Source organism: Thermoactinomyces sp. CICC 10523, from assembly GCF_016055105.1.
In the GTDB taxonomy this organism is placed as follows: Bacteria; Bacillota; Bacilli; order Thermoactinomycetales; family Thermoactinomycetaceae; genus Thermoactinomyces_A; species Thermoactinomyces_A daqus.
In genome coordinates this window covers 153,469-172,210 of record NZ_JAECVX010000001.1, presented here as the reverse complement: position 1 = coordinate 172,210, position 18,742 = coordinate 153,469, and the positions used below count along the sequence as shown (strand labels likewise).

Annotated in this window: 18 protein-coding genes, 1 pseudogene and 1 other annotated feature (1 of these 20 cut by a window edge); of the genes and pseudogenes, 15 read left to right on the top strand and 4 right to left on the bottom strand. The window is 49.3% G+C overall.

Annotated elements, in window-relative coordinates; genetic code table 11:
* Positions 1-205, bottom strand: a binding site (T-box leader) (it extends 23 nt beyond the left edge of the window).
* A 190-nt stretch (positions 206-395) separates the two neighbouring features.
* Positions 396-2,546, top strand: coding sequence for an ATP-dependent helicase (locus I8U19_RS00895; RefSeq protein ID WP_232337194.1), 2,151 nt, complete (start codon positions 396-398; stop codon positions 2,544-2,546).
* Between the two features lie 36 nt (positions 2,547-2,582).
* On the opposite strand, the gene I8U19_RS00890 is transcribed toward I8U19_RS00895, so the two are convergent.
* A complete protein-coding gene (locus I8U19_RS00890; protein ID WP_033101451.1) occupies positions 2,583-3,077 on the bottom strand; it encodes an inorganic diphosphatase in 495 nt (164 codons plus the stop codon).
* 154 nt (positions 3,078-3,231) lie between these two features.
* Here I8U19_RS00890 and I8U19_RS00885 point away from each other — a divergent pair, with 154 nt between their 5' ends.
* Entirely contained in the window at positions 3,232-3,573 is a 342-nt protein-coding gene (locus I8U19_RS00885) for a rhodanese-like domain-containing protein (RefSeq protein ID WP_198054946.1), read from the top strand.
* A 130-nt stretch (positions 3,574-3,703) separates the two neighbouring features.
* Here the strand turns inward: I8U19_RS00885 and I8U19_RS00880 are convergent, their stop codons facing one another.
* Positions 3,704-3,913 (bottom strand): ferredoxin, encoded by a 210-nt coding sequence (locus I8U19_RS00880; protein WP_033101450.1) that lies wholly within the window; start codon positions 3,911-3,913, stop codon positions 3,704-3,706.
* Positions 3,914-4,426: 513 nt separating this feature from the next.
* Between I8U19_RS00880 and I8U19_RS00875 the strand changes: the two genes are divergently transcribed.
* Positions 4,427-5,017, top strand: a complete 591-nt coding sequence (locus tag I8U19_RS00875; RefSeq protein WP_198054945.1) for a genetic competence negative regulator — start codon at positions 4,427-4,429, stop codon at positions 5,015-5,017.
* A gap of 71 nt (positions 5,018-5,088) precedes the next feature.
* On the opposite strand, the gene I8U19_RS00870 is transcribed toward I8U19_RS00875, so the two are convergent.
* Complete coding sequence (locus I8U19_RS00870; protein ID WP_198054944.1) at positions 5,089-5,766, bottom strand: PIG-L deacetylase family protein; 678 nt, start codon at positions 5,764-5,766, stop codon at positions 5,089-5,091.
* Positions 5,767-6,074: 308 nt separating this feature from the next.
* On the opposite strand from I8U19_RS00870, the gene I8U19_RS00865 reads away from it, so the two are divergent.
* Both I8U19_RS00865 and I8U19_RS00860 read left to right on the top strand, forming a co-directional pair.
* Complete coding sequence (locus tag I8U19_RS00865; protein ID WP_033101446.1) at positions 6,075-7,358, top strand: Glu/Leu/Phe/Val family dehydrogenase; 1,284 nt, start codon at positions 6,075-6,077, stop codon at positions 7,356-7,358.
* A gap of 86 nt (positions 7,359-7,444) precedes the next feature.
* Positions 7,445-8,404: a YpdA family putative bacillithiol disulfide reductase gene (locus I8U19_RS00860; RefSeq protein ID WP_309485173.1), complete on the top strand. Its 960-nt coding sequence runs from the start codon at positions 7,445-7,447 to the stop codon at positions 8,402-8,404.
* A gap of 156 nt (positions 8,405-8,560) precedes the next feature.
* Here the strand turns inward: I8U19_RS00860 and I8U19_RS00855 are convergent, their stop codons facing one another.
* Positions 8,561-9,556 carry an asparaginase gene (locus I8U19_RS00855; RefSeq protein WP_304650700.1) on the bottom strand — a complete coding sequence of 332 codons (996 nt, stop codon included), beginning with the start codon at positions 9,554-9,556 and terminating at the stop codon, positions 8,561-8,563.
* Positions 9,557-9,632: 76 nt separating this feature from the next.
* On the opposite strand from I8U19_RS00855, the gene I8U19_RS00850 reads away from it, so the two are divergent.
* The 10 genes and pseudogenes from I8U19_RS00850 to I8U19_RS00805 all read left to right on the top strand — a co-directional run bounded on the left by I8U19_RS00850 (position 9,633) and on the right by I8U19_RS00805 (position 18,525).
* Complete coding sequence (locus tag I8U19_RS00850) at positions 9,633-9,800, top strand: hypothetical protein (protein WP_181735418.1); 168 nt, start codon at positions 9,633-9,635, stop codon at positions 9,798-9,800.
* Positions 9,801-9,981: 181 nt separating this feature from the next.
* A pseudogene (locus tag I8U19_RS00845) lies at positions 9,982-10,386 on the top strand (cell wall hydrolase); the annotation flags it as partial.
* Between the two features lie 14 nt (positions 10,387-10,400).
* Positions 10,401-11,747, top strand: coding sequence for a germination protein YpeB (gene ypeB / locus I8U19_RS00840; protein ID WP_033101444.1), 1,347 nt, complete (start codon positions 10,401-10,403; stop codon positions 11,745-11,747).
* A 303-nt stretch (positions 11,748-12,050) separates the two neighbouring features.
* Positions 12,051-12,719: a (d)CMP kinase gene (gene cmk, locus I8U19_RS00835; protein ID WP_033101443.1), complete on the top strand. Its 669-nt coding sequence runs from the start codon at positions 12,051-12,053 to the stop codon at positions 12,717-12,719.
* Positions 12,720-12,723: 4 nt separating this feature from the next.
* On the top strand, positions 12,724-13,311 hold the full coding sequence (locus I8U19_RS00830) for a lysophospholipid acyltransferase family protein (protein WP_052154285.1): 588 nt from the start codon (positions 12,724-12,726) through the stop codon (positions 13,309-13,311).
* Between the two features lie 99 nt (positions 13,312-13,410).
* Positions 13,411-14,559, top strand: a complete 1,149-nt coding sequence (gene rpsA, locus I8U19_RS00825; protein ID WP_033101442.1) for a 30S ribosomal protein S1 — start codon at positions 13,411-13,413, stop codon at positions 14,557-14,559.
* 268 nt (positions 14,560-14,827) lie between these two features.
* Entirely contained in the window at positions 14,828-15,451 is a 624-nt protein-coding gene (locus I8U19_RS00820; RefSeq protein WP_198054943.1) for a hypothetical protein, read from the top strand.
* 87 nt (positions 15,452-15,538) lie between these two features.
* Complete coding sequence (gene der, locus I8U19_RS00815; RefSeq protein ID WP_198054942.1) at positions 15,539-16,858, top strand: ribosome biogenesis GTPase Der; 1,320 nt, start codon at positions 15,539-15,541, stop codon at positions 16,856-16,858.
* Between the two features lie 34 nt (positions 16,859-16,892).
* On the top strand, positions 16,893-17,483 hold the full coding sequence (plsY, locus tag I8U19_RS00810; protein WP_081943908.1) for a glycerol-3-phosphate 1-O-acyltransferase PlsY: 591 nt from the start codon (positions 16,893-16,895) through the stop codon (positions 17,481-17,483).
* 16 nt (positions 17,484-17,499) lie between these two features.
* Entirely contained in the window at positions 17,500-18,525 is a 1,026-nt protein-coding gene (locus tag I8U19_RS00805) for an NAD(P)H-dependent glycerol-3-phosphate dehydrogenase (RefSeq protein ID WP_033101488.1), read from the top strand.
* The last annotated feature ends 217 nt before the right edge of the window (positions 18,526-18,742 follow it).

Genomic DNA, 18,742 nt, shown 5'->3' with positions numbered 1-18,742 from the left:
GCCACCCTCATTTGTTGCCGGTTCACACCGACAACCTTGGCAAGTCCAGGATCAGGACTCATGGATAACGGGTCTGCCGTGCCAGCCTACTTCAAATTCAACCAGCCGCTCCGGAGTGCTCCACATCCGAAAACTTGCCGATTCGCAGCAACCATCGGCTCTCTGGGAAGTTTTCCGTGATGTTTGGCTCCATCATCGTTTTTCTACTCTGAAATTTGATAATTAATTTAGCACGGTAATGTATTTGTGTCAACCTGAAATTTTGAAAAAGAAGGGCAAGATTCGCTTCCTTGCAGAGGGGCCACCGGTTGAAAATTTTGTGTTAAGATATAGGTTGCCTTCAATTGAAAAAACGGAACGGAACACCTGAGGGAAAGGAGGGATTTGTTGCAATGATGAATGCGACAGTGAAAGAGATGATTTTAAGCGGGCTTAACGAAGAGCAATGCCGGGCGGTTACGGCTCCGGAAGGGCCGGTTGCCGTTTTTGCCGGGCCCGGGAGCGGAAAAACCACGGTATTGACGCGCAGGATTTTGTATTTGCTGGAACAGGGGAATTCAGCAAACCAATTGATGGTGGTCACATTTACCCGTGCAGCCGCGCGGGAGATGAAAGCGAGATTGGAGCAGATTGCGCCCGGACAGAGTAAAGAGATGTACATCGGGACTTTTCACTCGCTTTTTTTCCGTATGTTGCGGGAGAGCGGGGAGTTTCCGCCGCCATTGCTTGGCGCGAAGGAACAAGCGGGATGGATTCGGGAGATTTTGGGGCAGAAGGAGCAGCCTGCGGATGAAGAGACCATTGGTACATATCTCAATCAGATCGGCCTTTGCAAAGGGAACGCGATATTGCCGGGGCAATTAAAGGTGCAAAAGCAGAAAAATGTTTTATTTCGCGATGTTTTTTCCGCTTATGAAGAGAGGAAGCAAGCAGAGGGGGTATGGGATTACGACGATATTCTGCTCGCCGTTTACAGCCGGTTGAAGCGCCCCGGTTTCAGGGACTACTGGCAAAATCGCTTTCGCCATCTTCTGGTGGATGAATTTCAAGACATCAATCGTGTGCAATACGACGTTCTCATCCAGCTGGCTGCCGGGCACCGCTGCCTTTTTGCCGTCGGGGATGATGACCAGGCCATTTACGGATTTCGGGGAAGCGATCCCCGGTTTATGTTGAAGATCAGTGAGGATTTTCCGGAAGCGAGGCGAATTATCCTTACGGTCAATTATCGTTCAACAGAGGAGATTATTGGGCTCAGCGAGCGACTGATCAGGAAAAACCGTTTGCGGCAACCCAAAACGCGAATCGGGACGGGAAAAACGGGAACCCGCATCAACTGGTGGGAGCCGGAGGATGAAAACGATGAAGCCCGGCGCATTCTTCTCTGTTTGCGCGATGGAAAGGAATCGGCCATCCTGTTCCGCACCCTGACACAGGCAAGAGCGATTATCGATGAGTTGGTTCGCCGGAATATCCCTTTTTTTGTGAATGATGGTTCATACTCTTTTTACCGCCGCTTTCAGGTGCAGGATATGTTTGCCTATTTGAAATTGGCTTCCGACCCGAATGATCTCGATGCATTGGCGCGAATCATCAACAAACCGAAGCGATACCTGTTCGGCGAAGAATGGCTGGATGCTCTGTGGAATTTGGCGCGCAAGCGGAATTTGTCGTTGCTGGAGGCGTTGCCGCATCTGCCGGGTTTGGAGCCGTACCAGATCCGTTATTTCAAGGAGATGCGTGAACATGTGTTTTCGCTGAAAAACATGTCCGCTGCGGCAGCGATTCGCGCCATCCGTGAAACGATCGGGTATGATCGATACTTAAAAGCTTTTGCGCAGGAGACCGGTTCGGATCTCACCAGTTTGATGGAGCCGGCAGATGAGCTCTTGCTCGCCGCCGAGCCGTTTTCCGACGGACAAGCATTGATGGAGCATGCAAAAAAAGTGGAAGCCCGCCTGAAAATACCGGATGAGCAGGCCAAAGTGAAGCTGATGACGTTTCACCGTTCCAAGGGGTTGGAATTTGACCGGGTCTTTCTGATCGGTTTGCACGCCATGGTTCTTCCTCATTACCGGAGTCTCCAGGTTCCGGAACAGCGGAAAAACGCAGCCTGGGAGGAGGAACGCCGCCTTTTTTACGTCGGCATCACCAGGGCCCGGAAAGAATTGTATCTGTCCGCCAGCAAGACGAGGCAGGGAAAACGGAGTGGAATCTCCCCTTTTCTAAAGGAAATGGGCTTTGCCGGCGGGGAGGAATCAGATCGCGATCCGGTGCTGCAACCCAAACGGCTGCCGGAAGCGGCGGCATGGCGGCAAAGGAGCAGGGAGCAGCCGCAACTTCGCTTCAGCCATGAAGAGGTCGCACAGGGAATGAGGGTGAATCATATCAAATTCGGTGAAGGAGTCGTCACCGAGGTGGCGAGATTGGAAGGAGTTGCTCCCGGACGAAAAATCATGGTCCGGTTTGCGGATGGATTGCAGAGTCTTCATTATGAATTGTCAAGACAGCTGGGACTCATTGAACTGCATGCAAAAAAACCCTGACTTCCGTGGAGGCGAAGCCAGGGTTTTCTTGTTTTTTTATTTGTTTTGCTGATAGCGGTTTTGGCACTCGGCATACAGTTTGGCCGCAAAATCGGCATCTCTCCAACCAACGATGTTGGTTTCTTTTTTTTCCAGGTCTTTGTACACTTTAAAGAAATGCTCGATTTCGCTCAGAATGTGGGGCGGCACGTCATCGAGGCTGTTCACTCCGTTAAAGCGTGGATCATCCTCCGGAACGGCCAGCAATTTCTCGTCCGGACCTTTGTCATCGGACATGAGCAATACCCCGATGACACGGCTGGAGATCACGCAGCCCGGGAAAGTGGGGAACGTGGTGAGTACCAGAATGTCCAACGGATCTCCGTCTTCGGCAAGGGTGTTTTCCAGATAACCGTATTCGGTCGGATAATGCATCGGGGAATAAAGAACGCGATCGAGGCGGAATACCCCTTTTTCCTTGTCAAATTCATATTTGTTTTGGCTTCCTGTGGGAATTTCGATGAATGCATCAACTACGAGGTTGTTTGCCATTCCACATCCTCCTAACTATGTATCCTTTAAGGGATAAAAATTACCTAACCCCCATTGTAGTCGGTTTTAGGCGAAGACGCAAATAAAATGACTCCGGAAAGTGCCGGGGGGACGGATTGTGTTAAAATGAAGGAAAAAAAGGTGAGAATGAGCAATGGCTAACCAAAATCCATCCCATATTTCTGCGGAAGAATTTGCCCGAAAGTACAAAAGCGGAGCCCTTCATCCCGATGAAGTGATTGATGTCCGCGAGCCGGAAGAATGGAGGATGGCCCGGTTGGAGAACTGCAAGTTTATCCCAATGGGATCCATTTCCGAGCGCATTCATGAACTGGATCCGGAGCAAAAAATATACGTGATGTGCGCACATGGGATTCGCAGCCTGCATGTCGTCCGTTTTTTGTCAGATCATGGCTTTGCCGATGTCGTCAATGTGGATGGCGGATTGGCGGAAGTGAGTTTGTATTTGGAAGAAGGGGATCTGCGTCAAGGATAGTGCGGTTTCTTTTGTGACAAAGGAGGGCGGGCTCGGGGAGGGAGGAAGCTCGCTTTCTTTTGCGACAAAAGCGAAAAAGCCACTCAGGGAACTGAGCAGCTTTTAGGCCATGGTTACTCTTCCGTGCTTTTTACTCTTCAACTTTAATGGAGTCAGTCGGGCAACCTTCTTGCGCATCGCGGACATCGTCCCACAGGTCTTCAGGGACATCGGCCGTTCCTGTGTTATCATCAAGAATTACATATGCGATTCCATCTTCATCATAATCATAGACATCCGGAGCAGTTGCACCGCAAGCTCCACATGCAATGCAAGTATCTTTGTCTACCCAAGTGCGCATAAGAATAATTCTCCTCCCATGAATATTCCGAATGAGCTAAGTCCACTTCCAACATCCCCATTTTAGAATGATTTGGTTAGAATTGCAAGGAGCAAACCATCCACAGAACCGAAAGTCAAGAGAATGGATGCATACCCTGAGGACATGAACGCATGATCATTTTTTCCTTCGTTTTCTTCCAGGCAAATCAGGATCAATGCGGCGATCACGGGAGCAGAGTGCTGCTTGACTTTCCCGGAAAGTTGATGCCTCTTGCGGGAGTGGCCAAGCATCAGTAAAATATTGACATGGAATGCGGGGAGATTTTCATTCAAGCAAATGAATTGAATGAAAACGGATCTTGTGCGTGGCCCCGGCATCATGATATGCTGTTTGCCATGCTTGGACTATGCAAGTACCCGCTTCTTTGTGTATGATATTCATAAAGAAAAATAGGAGACTTGACCTCGTAACAGAGCGTTTATTTTTCACATATCTTAGTATTGGGAGGTCTCCAGCGAGGGAGGGTAGGCCATGCGTGTCGAGCGTCTTGGGGGAGATAAAATTCGCTTCTTCTTGACCTTGGATGATCTCGCTGACCGTGGGATTGAGAGGGAAGATATGTGGCGTGATATCCCCAAAGTTCACGAGTTGTTCAATGACATGATGGAACATGCCTATCAGGAATTGGGCTTTGAAGTGGCCGGTCCGGTCGCGGTGGAAGTATTTGCCTTACCCGCACAGGGAATGGTAGTGGTAGTCACCCGTGGGCGTACATCGAAAGCGGAGGATGATTTTGAACATGATGAAGAACTGTATGAACTCGAAGTAACCATGGAAGAGACAGAAGATATCATCTTCCGTTTTGCCGACTTCGAAGACGTCATTCAGGCTGCGATGCGCATGAGTTCTCTCGTGAAGCAGGGCGGACGTCTGTACGCATATCAGAACAGATACTATTTGGTGTTTGGCCGTGATTTGGAAATCGATGATCTCCAAACCCTGGTGGCGATCCTTTCCGAATTTGGCGAGCCTTCTACCGTAACAGAACCCCTGCTGATCGAGTATGGTAAAACCGTGTGCGATCAAGATGCGATTAACCAAATCATTCGATATTTTGGATGAGATAAAAAACGCACCCAAAACAGGGTGCGTTTTCCTATTCATTCATCATGCTTGCAGGTGAATAAAAAAATTTATTTTTGTATAACTAATTGATAATATTCTTCGGAGCGCAACCGGGTCCAGTCACCTTCCAGGACGCCGGGAAAGGCGCGCTCGACGGAAAGATGTTGTGTTTTATGGGCTTTGAGCGCCTGGGCGATTTTGTCGCGATAAGCAGTAACGTCAATTTTCCTGGATACATATGCATCCGGAACTGTATGAACCGCTCTTGCATGCAACTTAGCAATTGATTCCGGAATGACAATATAGTAAAGTTTGGTAGGGAATGATATTTGCTCAACAGCGGCGAGTGTGGCTTTTTGAATCACTTTGTGATCTTGATGGCCGGAGATGCCGGACGGTGGAAAGGTAATCACGAGTTCCGGTCGAATCTGTTCGAGTACCGATCGTATATCCTCAACCAACCGTGAAAAGGGCTGATCTTTCAGCCGACCGTCTCCGAAATCACGCAGGATCAGGTTGTCGATTCCTAAGATTTGCGCCGCTTCTTGCAGTTCCTGAGTTCGCACGTGACCCAGTTCTTCTTTGCTGCAAACAGGAGGATTTCCCGTTTTTCCGGCGTCGCCGTGGGTTGCGCAGTACAGTGTTTGCTTTGCCCCCAGGGAGTGGAAACGAGCAATCGTTCCTCCGCAGGTAAAGGTTTCATCATCGGGGTGAGCAAAACAATAAAGAATGTTTTTTTCTGACATTTCCATACTTCCTCCTTGGGAAACGATCGAGCGGTTTGGGAACCCGGACTTATTTTCTCATATTTCTCGCTGTGGAGAAAGTAGCAGGTATCATTCGTGACTAGTCCGGCGAAATTTCGGTGTGGACTTAAGCAAAATCGGGAGGGGAGTGGTGTCCGCCTGACCGACCACGGGGAACGTGGGAAGGGAAGTGGAATACACGATCCGTCCAGCAAACTTTTACAGAAAAGAGTTTAGATATTTTGAGGATTATTGTATACTGATAAATGTTTAACAGGCTTAGTAGTAATTTTTCTGAGGTGGTCAGGATGGAACAACAGTCAGTTGCAACAGGTCATCAACCGGATGAACAGGAAAATCTGGATGTCCTTGTTTCAACTCAAACGGTGATTAAAGAGGCGTTGGAAAAATTAGGATATCCTGAATCGGTTTACGAACTTTTGAAAGAGCCATTGCGTGTGTTAACGGTACGAATTCCCGTCCGGATGGATGATGGAACGGTTACCGTATTTACAGGTTATCGCGCTCAACACAATGACGCTGTTGGCCCGACCAAGGGAGGAGTGCGTTTCCACCCGGATGTAACAGAATCCGAAGTGAAAGCGTTATCAATCTGGATGAGTTTAAAAGCGGGGATTGTCGATCTGCCTTATGGCGGCGGAAAAGGAGGCATTATCTGTGACCCGCGCAAAATGTCCTTTCGCGAACTGGAGCGCCTTTCACGCGGGTATGTCCGTGCAATCAGCCAGCTCGTAGGGCCGACCAAAGATATCCCGGCACCCGATGTCTTTACCAATTCGCAAATCATGGCGTGGATGATGGACGAATACAGCCGTATCCGCGAGTTTGATTCTCCGGGGTTTATTACGGGCAAACCGCTTGTGCTGGGCGGATCCCGCGGGCGTGAAACGGCGACTGCCAAGGGCGTGACGCTCATGATCCGCGAAGCTGCGAAAAAACGTGGTTTAAACATCAAAGGAGCCCGCGTCGTGATTCAGGGTTTTGGCAATGCCGGAAGTTTCCTGGCCAAATTTATGCATGATGCGGGGGCGAGGGTGATCGGCATTTCCGATGCATACGGTGCCCTTCACGATCCCGACGGACTTGATATCGATTATTTATTGGATCGTCGCGATTCATTCGGTACGGTAACCAAATTGTTTAAGGATACGATTTCAAACCAAGAGCTGTTGGAACTTGACTGTGATATTCTGGTGCCTGCTGCTGTGGAAAACCAGATTACAGCCAAAAACGCCCATCGTATCAAAGCGGACATTGTCGTGGAAGCCGCCAACGGTCCGACGACTCTCGAAGCCACCAAAATTTTGCACGAACGGGGCATTTTGCTTGTTCCGGATGTATTGGCAAGTGCCGGCGGTGTGACTGTATCTTACTTTGAGTGGGTACAAAACAACCAGGGTTATTATTGGTCTGAAGAAGAAGTTGAACAAAAATTGGAAGACATTATGGTAAGGGCTTTCGAAAACGTCTACAATACAGCCAACAACCGGAAAGTGGATATGCGTCTGGCCGCGTATATGGTCGGCGTGCGAAAAATGGCAGAAGCATCTCGCTTTCGTGGCTGGGTATAGTATAATAAGAAGCAGTGTGAGAAGGACACCCTGTTTTTTCCGGGTGTTCTTCTTTTGTATCGCAGGAGGTGGCTGGATTGACAGATGTGATTATTGTAGGAGCAGGGCCTTGTGGCATTTCTGCTGCGATTGAGCTAAAAAAAGAGGGTTTCGAGCCACTGATTATTGAAAAAGGTTGTTTGGTGAATTCCATTTATCATTATCCTTTATCCATGACTTTTTTCAGTTCGGCTGATAAATTGGAGATCGGTGGCATTCCTTTTATTACGATCAATGAAAAACCGACCCGGCAGGAAGCGCTCGCCTATTTTCGCACCGTTTGCCGGGTGCATGAGCTGAACGTCCATACTTATGAAAAAGTGGTGCAAATGGACCGGACGGACTCCGGGTTCCGGGTGGTTACGGCAAAAAGGGATGAAAAGCGGGTTTATGAAGTGCCGGCGGTTGTGTTGGCAACAGGATATTATGACAATCCCCATCTTATGAATATACCCGGGGAAGAATCAGACCATGTCCATCATTATTTCCATGATGCCCATCCCTATGCCGATCAGAACGTTGTCGTCATCGGCGGGCGCAACTCGGCCATCGATGTGGCGCTTGATCTTCATCATGTCGGGGCAAACGTGACCATGGTTTACCGAAGAGAACAATTCAGCCCAAGTGTCAAAGCATGGGTAAAACCCGTGATTGAAGCAGCGATTGAAAAAGGAAGGGTCAAGATGTACTGGGGTTCTGAAGTGAAAGAGATCAAACCGAACAGCGTGGTCATCGAGCAGAACGAAAAGCAAATTGAGATCCCCGCGGATACCGTGTTTGCCATGACCGGTTATCGCCCCAACCTTGAACCGGTTCGGCGCCTGGGCGGAAAAATTGATGAGGATACCGGTGTTCCTTATTTAACGGAAGCGATGGAGACCACGATTCCCGGTCTGTATCTGGCTGGCGTGGTGGCAACCGGCCATGACTCGACCAAAATCTTTATCGAAAACGGCCGACACCATGGGCGAATGATTGCTAGGGACTTGCGCAGAAAGCGTTCCTGAATGGCCGGGACAATCCGGGGATGTGTCTTTAAGCACCTTGCAAGAAAAGCCGGAAAACGCTGATGACCGACCACCAACATATTTTCACGGAATCAAGGCTCGGGAGAAACTGCATCTGCCGCGGGTAGGTGCAGTTTCTCTTTTTGTAGGGATAAATCATATTTTGAAGTAAGTTTCCAATTCGGTGCGATCATTGGTTACTTCAAGTGCCAGCATCAGTTTTATGCGGGCTTTCGGGCCGTTCAGCCCGTTGGCGAAGATCAGGCCCATCTGCTTTAATTGCCGGCCGCCGCCAATGTAATCATACGTATCCTGTACATAGCCATGATAGCAGCGGGAGACGAGGACGATCGGAATCTGTTTCTCCAAGGCCTGCTCTATTCCCGGAAGCATGGCGGGCGGCAGGTTTCCTTGGCCAAGCGCTTCAATGACGATCCCCTGATAGCCGCTGTCCACGGCCCAACGGATCATGGTGTCATCCATTCCGGCTGCGGCCTTGATCAATGCCACTTTCGCTTTTGGGGAGCAGAGGGGCAAGATTTTTTCGCGCGTCAGTTCGCGATGAAAGAGGATGTTCCTTTTTGTAATCAATCCTGCCGGCCCCAGCCCGGGAGATTGAAATGTGGCGACATTGCTAGTATGAGTTTTGGTCACCGTCTTGGCCGAATGGATCTCATCATTGAAGACGACAAGGGTGCCAAAGCCTTTCGCCTCTTCCTCTGCGGCGACGCGGACTGAATTTACCAGGTTATAGGGACCGTCGGCCCCCAGTTCATTTTGGCTGCGCATGGCTCCCGTAATGACGACAGGCTTATCGTTTGAGATGACCAGGTTCAAAAAGTATGCCGTCTCTTCAAGGGTATCGGTGCCGTGAGTGACGACCACTCCGTCAGCATCGTGTTGGAGCAGCGATTGAACCCGTTTGGCGAGGACATACATTTCGTGCGGGGTGATATGCGGACTGGGCAGGTTGAACAGGTGTTCCATTTCCACATCGGCAAATTGGTTAAGGAAGGGAAGCGTTTTTTGCAGCGCTTTCGGATCCTGCGGTTTGACACCTTCGGATTCGTCACTTTGCGACATTGCAATCGTTCCTCCCGTTGTGAGAACGATGATTTTCTTCATCTGTTGCGCCAACCTTTCTTGCTTCATAGTAAACCCGCCTCTATCGTATGGGACAGGGCATTCGCTGTCAATAATACGAAAAGAGGGAAAGGGGGAAAAGCGGATGAATGACAATGAAAAATACGTTGTCAATATTCATTGTAACCAGTGTGGAGAGCATTTTATCTTAAAAGGACGGATGCGCAAAGGAAAACTTGAGACGGGATTTAAGCGTTGCCTGTGCGACAATACCGGGGATTTTGAAATCCATAAAGAACCTTATCTCCCTTGAGGAAAGTCAGTCTCGGCTGCCGGGGTCAACCGACCCGGGCTTTTCTTTTTGCATAATCTGTGTTTTCCCCGCTCAAACTAGCAAAAGAATACGAAAGACGGAGGAAATGACAGTGAGAAATTGGATAAAGAGAGGAGTTATGACGGCCCTTTTCCTGGTGGTTGTTTTCGTCAGCGGAAGCGGGGGCGATTTTGTGAAAGCGGCAAATGCGGGAAATAGCAGCGGCGGCTTTTCCAAAAATGAAATTGACTTGCTGTCGCGCGCGGTTTACGGTGAGGCGCGCGGAGAGCCTTATATCGGTCAAGTCGCAATCGCAGCTGTTATTTTAAATCGGATGGAAAGTGAAAAATTTCCCCATACGGTAGCGGGGGTTGTATACCAACCGGGGGCATTTACCGCTGTAAGCGACGGGCAAGTTTGGCTGGAGCCGAATGAAACGGCACGAAAAGCGGTGATGGACGCGATCAATGGATGGGATCCGACCGGTGGTTGCATTTACTATTTTAATCCGGCCACGGCCACATCGAAATGGATTTGGTCCAGACCGCAGAAACTGAAGATTGGAAAACACATTTTTTGTGAATAAGGAGGCGTGTTGCCATGTACCGCAGGGTGGCGGCCATTCTTTTCCCTATTACATTAATTGCCTTCGTAGCCGTAGCGGCATGGGGGTATCAGGAACATCAGGATAAAAACTCCATCCTCATCAAAGCGGAAAATACGTATCAAAGAGCGTTTCATGACCTGAACAACCATATGGACAAGTTGCAGGGGGAGTTGGGCAAATCATTGGCGCTCAACACCCAAAAACAGGTTTCCAATTCGATGACCAACGTCTGGCGTCTGGCATATGACGCACAGAGCGATATCGGTCAATTGCCGCTTACTCTGATGCCGTTTGATCAGGCGGAAAAGTTCTTGTCCCGCGTCGGCCGGTTTGCGTACAGTGTCGGGATTCGTGATCTGAACAAACACCCCTTAAACGACAAAGAGTGGAAAACATTGCATACCTTGTATAATCAGTCCAAACAGGTGCGGGACGATTTGGCAACGGTTCAAGAAAAGGTTCTTGACAAAAACCTGCGCTGGATGGATGTCGAATTGGCGGTTGCCACAGAAGACAAAAAAATGGATAACACCATTATCGACGGTTTTAAATTGGTAAACCAGAAAGTGAAAGAATTTCCGGAGGTCGACTGGGGACCGAGCGTCAGCAACATGGAGGCGCATGAGCGGCAACGGGCCAAAAATATTTCCGGTGCCAAAATTACCCCGCAACAGGCGAAACAGATCGTGGCCAGAGCCTTTGGAAAACACTCAACCAAAGGGATTTCCGTTACCCTGAACAAGAACGGGGATTATGAGAGTTACAGCGTTTTCTACAGAGGTGCAAAAAATACAGATGTTCATACCGAACTGACAGCCAAAGGCGGCCACATGGTCTGGATGATCTACGACCGCCCGGTAAAACGGCAGAATCTAAGCATGGAGCAGGCACTTCGCCATGCCCAAAACTTCCTGAACCGCATCGGTTATGTTCATATGGTTCCGATTTCTCATGATGAAACGGGGAATATTGTGTCCTTCAATTTTGTTCACCGGGAAAACGGGGTTTACATTTATCCGGAAACCCTGGTGGTAAAAGTGGCGTTGGACAATGGGGAAATCATGGGATTGCAAGCTGAACAATATGTTTTCAACAAGATCAAACGTCCTGAAATAAAGCCGAAACTGACCAAAGCGGAGGCGAAGAAAAAATTAAACTCCCATTTGAAAGTGAGAAAAAGCAATCTCGCTCTTATTTACAATGACAAGGGACAAGAGGTTTTGTGCTACGAATTTTTGGGGCAAATTGATCAAATTCAATACCGCATCTTCATCAATGCGTTGGACGGAAGCGAAGAGATGGTCGATCGCATTGAAAAGGCCGACGCGGATCAAATTTAAACTTTTAAGTGGGCCGATATAATAAAATCGGCTCATTTAATTGTTTTCATTGCAACTGTGACAAAATTATGTTATTCTTTAAACAGGTTTTCCTTGCTCTTGAGATACAGGGCTAGTTCTAATTTCCTATATCTCCGTGTAAAAAAGGAATACATAGCGCGAGATTGGCTGAAAAACAGGGTCGAGTTTTTCGATAGGGATTGTACTTGAGATCGATGGAATCGAATAAAGTAAACCCAATCGAGCAGGCACGGCCTGCTCTCGCCATTTTTTATCCCGTTTTAGGAAGGACTTACGGGCTTTATGAAACGTTTTTTGGTAGCAATCGACGGACCGGCTGGCGCCGGAAAAAGCACAGTGGCTCGTCAGGTAGCCAAGCGTTTGGGGCTCGTCTACATCGATACTGGAGCGATGTACCGGGCACTGGCATGGAAAGCGCTTCGGGATAATATCCCGTTGCAGGATGAAGAATCCGTCACCCGGTTGGCGGAATCGCTCACGTTTACCCTTCATCCAAAAGGAATTTCCATAAATGGGCAGTATCTTTCCCATGAAATCCGGACACCGGAAATTTCGGCTGCGGCCTCCACCATTGCCCGCATGTTAGGGGTACGAAGGGTGCTGGTGAATAAACAGAGGGAGATTGCCGAAAAACAAAATGTAGTGATGGACGGACGTGACATCGGCACAAACGTGTTGCCGCACGCCGACTTGAAAATTTTCCTTACGGCTTCCATCGAAGAGCGGGCAAAGAGACGCTATAACGAGATGAAAGCCAAAGGATTGCCTGCAGATCTTGAGCAGTTGAAAAAAGAGATACGCGAGCGCGATGACCAAGACCGTACACGGGAGCATGCCCCCTTGAAACAGGCGGATGATGCGCTGCTCCTCGATACGACCCATCGCAGTATTGCGGAAATTGTTGAAAACATTCTGCAACTTTGTCGTAACAAATTGAGCAACAGGGAGTAAGATAATGTTATATGCTTCATTGCGTATAGCGGTTCGCAGCTTCTTTTCCTTTTTCTATCGTTGGAAAGTGGAAGGAGTTCATCATATTCCCAAAGAAGGGCCTGTGGTTATTTGTGCCAACCACATAAGCAATCTTGATCCACCGCTGTTGGGAGCTGCCATGGATCGGAGAATCCATTTCATGGCCAAACAGGAATTGTTTCGCATTCCCCTCTTCTCTATGTTGATCCGAGTGCTGGGCGCATTTCCGGTCAAGCGGGGCAGCGGGGACCTGCAAGCTCTTAAACAGGCGCTTCGTCTCTTGCAGGAAGAGAAGGTGCTGGGGATTTTTCCTGAAGGAACCAGATCAAGGGACGGAAAGCTTGGTAGAGCGCATACCGGTGCGGCCCTGATTGCCCTCAGAGCAGGAGCACCTGTCGTTCCGGCAGCGATTATCGGGCCTTATCGCTTATTTCGACCCGTGAGGATCATATTTGGACAGCCAATTGAAGTGACTTCCCCGGCCCGGGAGAAAATCGGGATGAAAGAAGCTGCTGCACTTACTGATCGCATCATGAATGAGATTAAACAAATGATTGATCAACATCGGTAATTAGATCATCAGAAAAAGGAACAATCATGAACCTTTTTCACTCTGATCTTATATCATAAAGGATTTTAGATTGTTTGGAGATTGAGGAGGGGCTCGTTTATGACCGAAGAAATGAAATCTGAATTAACGGAAGTTACCACTTTGCAAGTGGGCGATGTATTGAAAGGGAAAGTCGTCCAAGTGGAAAACAATCAGGCTCTGGTTGATGTGGGATACAAGTTTGAAGCTGTATTGCCCATTTCCGAACTGTCCAGCTTGCATGTTGATCAGGTGTCTGACGTTTTAAGCGTCGGTGACGAAGTGGAAGTGAAAGTGCTGCGCATCCGCGAAGACGAAGACAAACTGATCGTCTCCAAAAAAGCGGTCGACGCTGAGGCTGCCTGGAGCGAACTGCAACGCAAATATGAAACAGGCGAAACACTGACAGCAACCGTGGCGGACATCGTCAAAGGCGGTCTGGTCGTCGATGTGGGTGTGCGCGGATTTATCCCGGCTTCCCATGTTGAACGCCATTTCGTCGAAGATTTTACGGATTACAAAGGCAGGGAACTCACTCTGAAAGTGATTGAAATCGATCCGGAGAAAAATAAGCTGATCCTCTCCCACAAAGCGGTTTTGGAAGATGAGTTGAACCGTAAAAAAGAGGAAACGCTTGCCTCGCTGGAAGAAGGGCAAGTGCTGGAGGGAACGGTTCAGCGCTTGACCGATTTTGGTGCATTTGTGGATATTGGCGGCGTTGACGGACTGGTTCACGTTTCCGAACTGGCTTGGCATCGAGTGGAACATCCGGCGGATGTGCTCAAAGAAGGCGACCGGGTAAAAGTGAAAGTACTGAAAGTAAACCGCGAGCAGGAACGGATCAGCCTGAGCATCAAAGAAACGCAGGAAGGTCCGTGGGAGCAGGTGCAAAAACATATTCAAATCGGCGATGTCGTAACCGGGAAAGTGAAACGCCTCGCATCTTTCGGCGCATTTGTTGAGGTATATCCGGGTGTGGAAGGTCTGGTTCACGTATCGCAAATCTCCCGGCGCCATGTGGCCACTCCGGCTGAAGTGCTGGAAGAAGGTCAAGAAGTGCAAGTGAAAGTGCTCGACATGCAGCCCGAACAAAAACGGATCAGCCTGAGCATGAAGGAAGTTGAACCGGAAGAGTTACGCGAAGAGGCTGAGCAATTCGAGAATCTTCAATCCTCCGGTCTCAATGTAACCTTGGGCGATGTTTATCCCGAGCTTCGCAAATTGAAATAATCGGAAATTCTTTGCAACGGACAGAGGATAAGGCGGAGAAGAGCCTTTTCTCTGTCCTTTTTTGCAGTGAAGTTGGTTGCTGTTCGGGTGTGGCGCCAGGACTTTCGCAATTTTCAGTAGACTGCACGACTTCACATCCATCGCTCCAGATCGGGAGAACGGAACATGAAAGTTTCTGTCCCAATATTTTACTCCTCCACCATTTGCAAAAACGGCTGAAGGCAAGGGGAAACTATAAAAAATCATTCGGACAGAAAGGGGGAAGAAAGTGGAAGCCGGGATATTGGCACTTTTATGCCTGGCCGTCTTGTCGATTCTCGTTTGTACAGGTTGGTTGCCGGGTTTGGAACAGGAATTATCCCTCGGCAAGCGCGATCTTTTCATTTTTTTGGCGCTTTCTTTCTGGTTTGCCATCCGACTTCCCCTGAGCATGGATCCGGCCCTTTTTATTCATCCGGGAATCTTTTCTTTATTTCTTCTCTTTTTTATATTGTTAAAACAAATTTCCCCGAATCGTCTACTGAGCTTGGTCAGTTTCTCCATCTGCACGAGCTCGATTCTGTTTATTTGGCATGAAATGTTCAGAATGAGCGGGGATTGGTCTGATTCTCTCTTTCGCACTGTCACATCAACGGTGATTCCATTGGGGGCCTTAGCCGTTTCCAATGTTCTGGGAGAGAAAATGTTTTATCTGGCGTTCACCTTCCTTTCCTTGCATTTGATTGTGCTCTATTTTCACAGGGAAGCGTTAAGTCCCGTTGTCATCGGGGAAGAGGCTTTTTTGGGCGCGTTTTGGTTGGCTTTGACGATCTTTGTTCTGCTGCTCGAGCCAATTCCTTCCCTTGTGCGGTGGATCAGGGAAGGAGGTTTTCCGGGGATCAGAAAGCGTTGACGGTTGCCTCAGCGAACATTTATGGATAAGATTAGGTATGACTTTACTCTATTACTTGAAATATTGGTTAAAAAGCGAGGATTATGTATGAGTCTACCAGTTGTAGCGATTGTCGGAAGACCCAATGTGGGGAAATCAACCATCTTCAATCGATTGGCAGGTGAACGGATCGCGATTGTAGAGGATCAGCCGGGGATCACCAGAGATCGCATTTATTCGCGGAGCGAATGGAACGGCCGGGAGTTTCACCTGATTGATACCGGTGGATTGGAATTCGGCGAACAGGATGAAATGATGGATCACATTCGCAACCAGGCGGAATTGGCAATTGAAGAAGCCGATGTGATTGTGTTTGTCGTCGACGGCCGGCAGGGGATTACAGGGACGGATGAAGAAGTCGCCCGCATGTTGCATCGCACCAACAAACCGGTAATCGTGATGGCCAACAAGATCGATGACATCAAATACGCCGACAATGTATATGAATTTTACCAATTGGGCTTTGAGCATGTGATTGCCGTATCGTCCATTCACGGGACGGGGACAGGGGATCTGTTGGATGAAGTCGTCCGGCATTTTCCGGAACCAAGTGAAATAGAGTATGATGAGGATACCATCCGTGTCTGTCTGATCGGGCGGCCCAATGCCGGGAAATCTTCTTTGGTCAACGCCCTGCTCGGGGAAGAACGGGTGATCGTCAGCCCGGTTGCCGGCACCACGCGCGATGCGGTGGACACACCGTTTGAATTTGAGGGCCAATCCTATGTTTTGATTGACACGGCGGGCATCCGCAAACGCGGAAAGGTGTATGAATCGGTCGAAAAATACAGTGTCTTAAGAGCGATGAAAGCGATTGAGCGCTCAGATGTTTGCCTGATTGTCATCGACGGGGAGCGGGGGATTGCCGAACAGGATAAACGGATCGCCGGCTATGCGCATGAAGCTGGAAAAGCGTCGGTTTTTGTGATAAACAAATGGGACGCGGTGGAAAAGGACGAAAAAACAATGGATCGCTTTAAGCGCAAGATTCGCGATGAATTTCAGTTTATGCACTATGCCCCGATTCTCTTTGTTTCCGCCAAGACCAAAAAACGGGTACATCAGATTTTGCCGATGGTTTCCGAAGTGGCGGAACAGCATGCGATGCGTGTGCCGACATCGGTTTTGAATCAGGTTATTCAGGATGCGATGGTCACCACGCCGCCCCCTTCGGAAAAAGGGCGCCGTTTTCGTGTGCAATATGTGACGCAAGTGGCGGTAAAACCCCCGGCGTTTGTGTTGTTCGTCAATGATCCGGAGCTGTCGCATTTCAGTTATTTGCGTTTTTTGGAAAACCAATTGCGCCAGGCATTTCCGTTTCAGGGAACACCGCTTCGAATCATCATGAGAAAGAAAAACAAATCGTAAGCAGAAAGCAAAATGAAATGGGGAGAGGTTTTTCGTGTTTTCATTGTCATGGTTGATTCCCGTTCTTATCTCTTACTTACTCGGTTCAATCAGCTTTAGCTTTATTCTGACGAAATTGTTGAAGGGAGTCGATATTCGCGAGTACGGCAGCGGAAACGCCGGGGCGACCAACACGCTCAGGGTTTTGGGGAAAGGGCCCGCAGCAGCGGTGTTTCTGCTCGATGCCTTAAAAGGAATGGCTGCGGTTGGGACGGGCTATTTGGCTGACCACCAGAATCAGATCTTGATGATGGTATGCGGGATCGCCGCGATTATCGGACACAACTGGCCCGTGTTCTTGCGGTTTCGCGGCGGGAAAGGGATTGCCACTACGGTGGGGGTCACCGTATTGCTCGTTTTCTATGCTGCTTTGATCGCAGGTGTTCTCGCCATTTTGTTCATTGTCATTACCCGTTATGTATCTTTGGGATCGCTCATTTTTACCGTGATGATCCCGCTTGTGATGCTTGTGCTTCACTTTCCTTATTCATTGACGCTGCTCACGTTGCTGATTACCGCCATGGCCGTCTGGCGGCACCGGCAAAATATTGTCAACTTGATCAAAGGGCAGGAACGGAAGATTTAAAATGAGGGAGAAACAAATGAAACGGAAAATCGCGGTACTTGGAGCTGGCAGTTGGGGAACCGTTTTGGCAAAAGTGTTGGCGGATAACGGCCATCAGGTGGAGCTGTGGGCCCGGCGGGAAGAGCTGGCGGCGGAGATCACCCTGAAGCATACCAATGAAAAATATCTGCCCGGAATCAAGCTGCCTGCTGAGCTTACGGCTACTTCTTCGCTCGCAGAAGCGCTTTCCGGCAAAGAAGTGGTCGTTTTTGTTGTTCCTTCCCATTCCATGAGGGAGATTGCCCGCGAGGTTGGCGGATTGATCGCTCCCGGCGCCTTGGTTGTTCATGCCGTCAAAGGATTTGAGATCGATACTTGGAAACGGATGTCGGAGGTTTTGCTGGAAGAGCTGGGGGAATCATTTGCGGAGCGGATCACGGTTTTGTCCGGGCCCAGTCATGCGGAGGAAGTGATCAAAAAGTGCCCGACGACCGTTGTGGTCGCCTCTCCCGGCCAAGAAACGGCGGAGCAAGTGCAGATGATGTTTATGAACCGGTATTTTCGCGTCTACACCAATCCCGATGTGATCGGGGTTGAGGTTGGCGGGGCGCTCAAAAATATTATTGCTCTGGCTTCGGGTCTGGTGGATGGTTTGGGTTTTGGGGATAATGCCAAAGCAGCGCTGATGACCCGGGGATTGGCGGAAATCGCCCGCCTGGGGTCCGCGATGGGAGCGAAGCCGATCACGTTTGTCGGATTGGCAGGCGTCGGCGATTTGGTTGTGACTTGTACAAGCAGGCACAGCCGTAACTGGCGGGCCGGCCATAAAATCAGCCAGGGAAAAAAATTGCCGGAAGTTTTGGCCGAGATGGGGATGGTCGTTGAGGGCATCAAAACCACCAAGGCTGCTCATGCTCTGGCCCGGCGCTATGATGTGGAGATGCCGATCGCGGCACAGTTATATGAGGTTCTGTTTGCCGGAAAGGAACCGGCATTGGCGGTGAAAGAGCTGATGGGGCGGGGACGGACAAAAGAGTTGGAAGAGATCGTGCAAGGTTGGTAGCGTTTGGGCTTTTTTGCCTGTTGCAAGCCGTTTGTCAGCTTCATACTCTATAATAGCTTCAATCATTATCCATAAACTTGAGCACTGAAAACAAGGACAGGGGAATCAGTTGTGGCTTAAGTAAAGGATAATGACCCAGCCTTTCCTCCGCCTGAAAGGGCGGGGGTTTCTTAACGGATTTTCGGGAGCAGCCAGGACGTCCCTGAGCAAACGTTCC

Excerpts from the sequence above, each read along its gene's own strand:
- der (WP_198054942.1), top strand. The coding sequence starts at position 15,539 with ATGAGTCTACCAGTTGTAGCGATTGTCGGAAGACCCAATGTGGGGAAA.
- I8U19_RS00875 (WP_198054945.1), top strand. The coding sequence starts at position 4,427 with ATGCGTGTCGAGCGTCTTGGGGGAGATAAAATTCGCTTCTTCTTGACC.
- I8U19_RS00805 (WP_033101488.1), top strand. The coding sequence starts at position 17,500 with ATGAAACGGAAAATCGCGGTACTTGGAGCTGGCAGTTGGGGAACCGTT.
- I8U19_RS00870 (WP_198054944.1), bottom strand. The coding sequence starts at position 5,766 with ATGTCAGAAAAAAACATTCTTTATTGTTTTGCTCACCCCGATGATGAA.
- I8U19_RS00885 (WP_198054946.1), top strand. The coding sequence starts at position 3,232 with ATGGCTAACCAAAATCCATCCCATATTTCTGCGGAAGAATTTGCCCGA.
- I8U19_RS00865 (WP_033101446.1), top strand. The coding sequence starts at position 6,075 with ATGGAACAACAGTCAGTTGCAACAGGTCATCAACCGGATGAACAGGAA.
- I8U19_RS00830 (WP_052154285.1), top strand. The coding sequence starts at position 12,724 with ATGTTATATGCTTCATTGCGTATAGCGGTTCGCAGCTTCTTTTCCTTT.
- I8U19_RS00850 (WP_181735418.1), top strand. The coding sequence starts at position 9,633 with ATGAATGACAATGAAAAATACGTTGTCAATATTCATTGTAACCAGTGT.
- I8U19_RS00890 (WP_033101451.1), bottom strand. The coding sequence starts at position 3,077 with ATGGCAAACAACCTCGTAGTTGATGCATTCATCGAAATTCCCACAGGA.
- cmk (WP_033101443.1), top strand. The coding sequence starts at position 12,051 with ATGAAACGTTTTTTGGTAGCAATCGACGGACCGGCTGGCGCCGGAAAA.
- I8U19_RS00855 (WP_304650700.1), bottom strand. The coding sequence starts at position 9,556 with ATGAAGCAAGAAAGGTTGGCGCAACAGATGAAGAAAATCATCGTTCTC.
- I8U19_RS00880 (WP_033101450.1), bottom strand. The coding sequence starts at position 3,913 with ATGCGCACTTGGGTAGACAAAGATACTTGCATTGCATGTGGAGCTTGC.
- I8U19_RS00895 (WP_232337194.1), top strand. The coding sequence starts at position 396 with ATGAATGCGACAGTGAAAGAGATGATTTTAAGCGGGCTTAACGAAGAG.
- ypeB (WP_033101444.1), top strand. The coding sequence starts at position 10,401 with ATGTACCGCAGGGTGGCGGCCATTCTTTTCCCTATTACATTAATTGCC.
- rpsA (WP_033101442.1), top strand. The coding sequence starts at position 13,411 with ATGACCGAAGAAATGAAATCTGAATTAACGGAAGTTACCACTTTGCAA.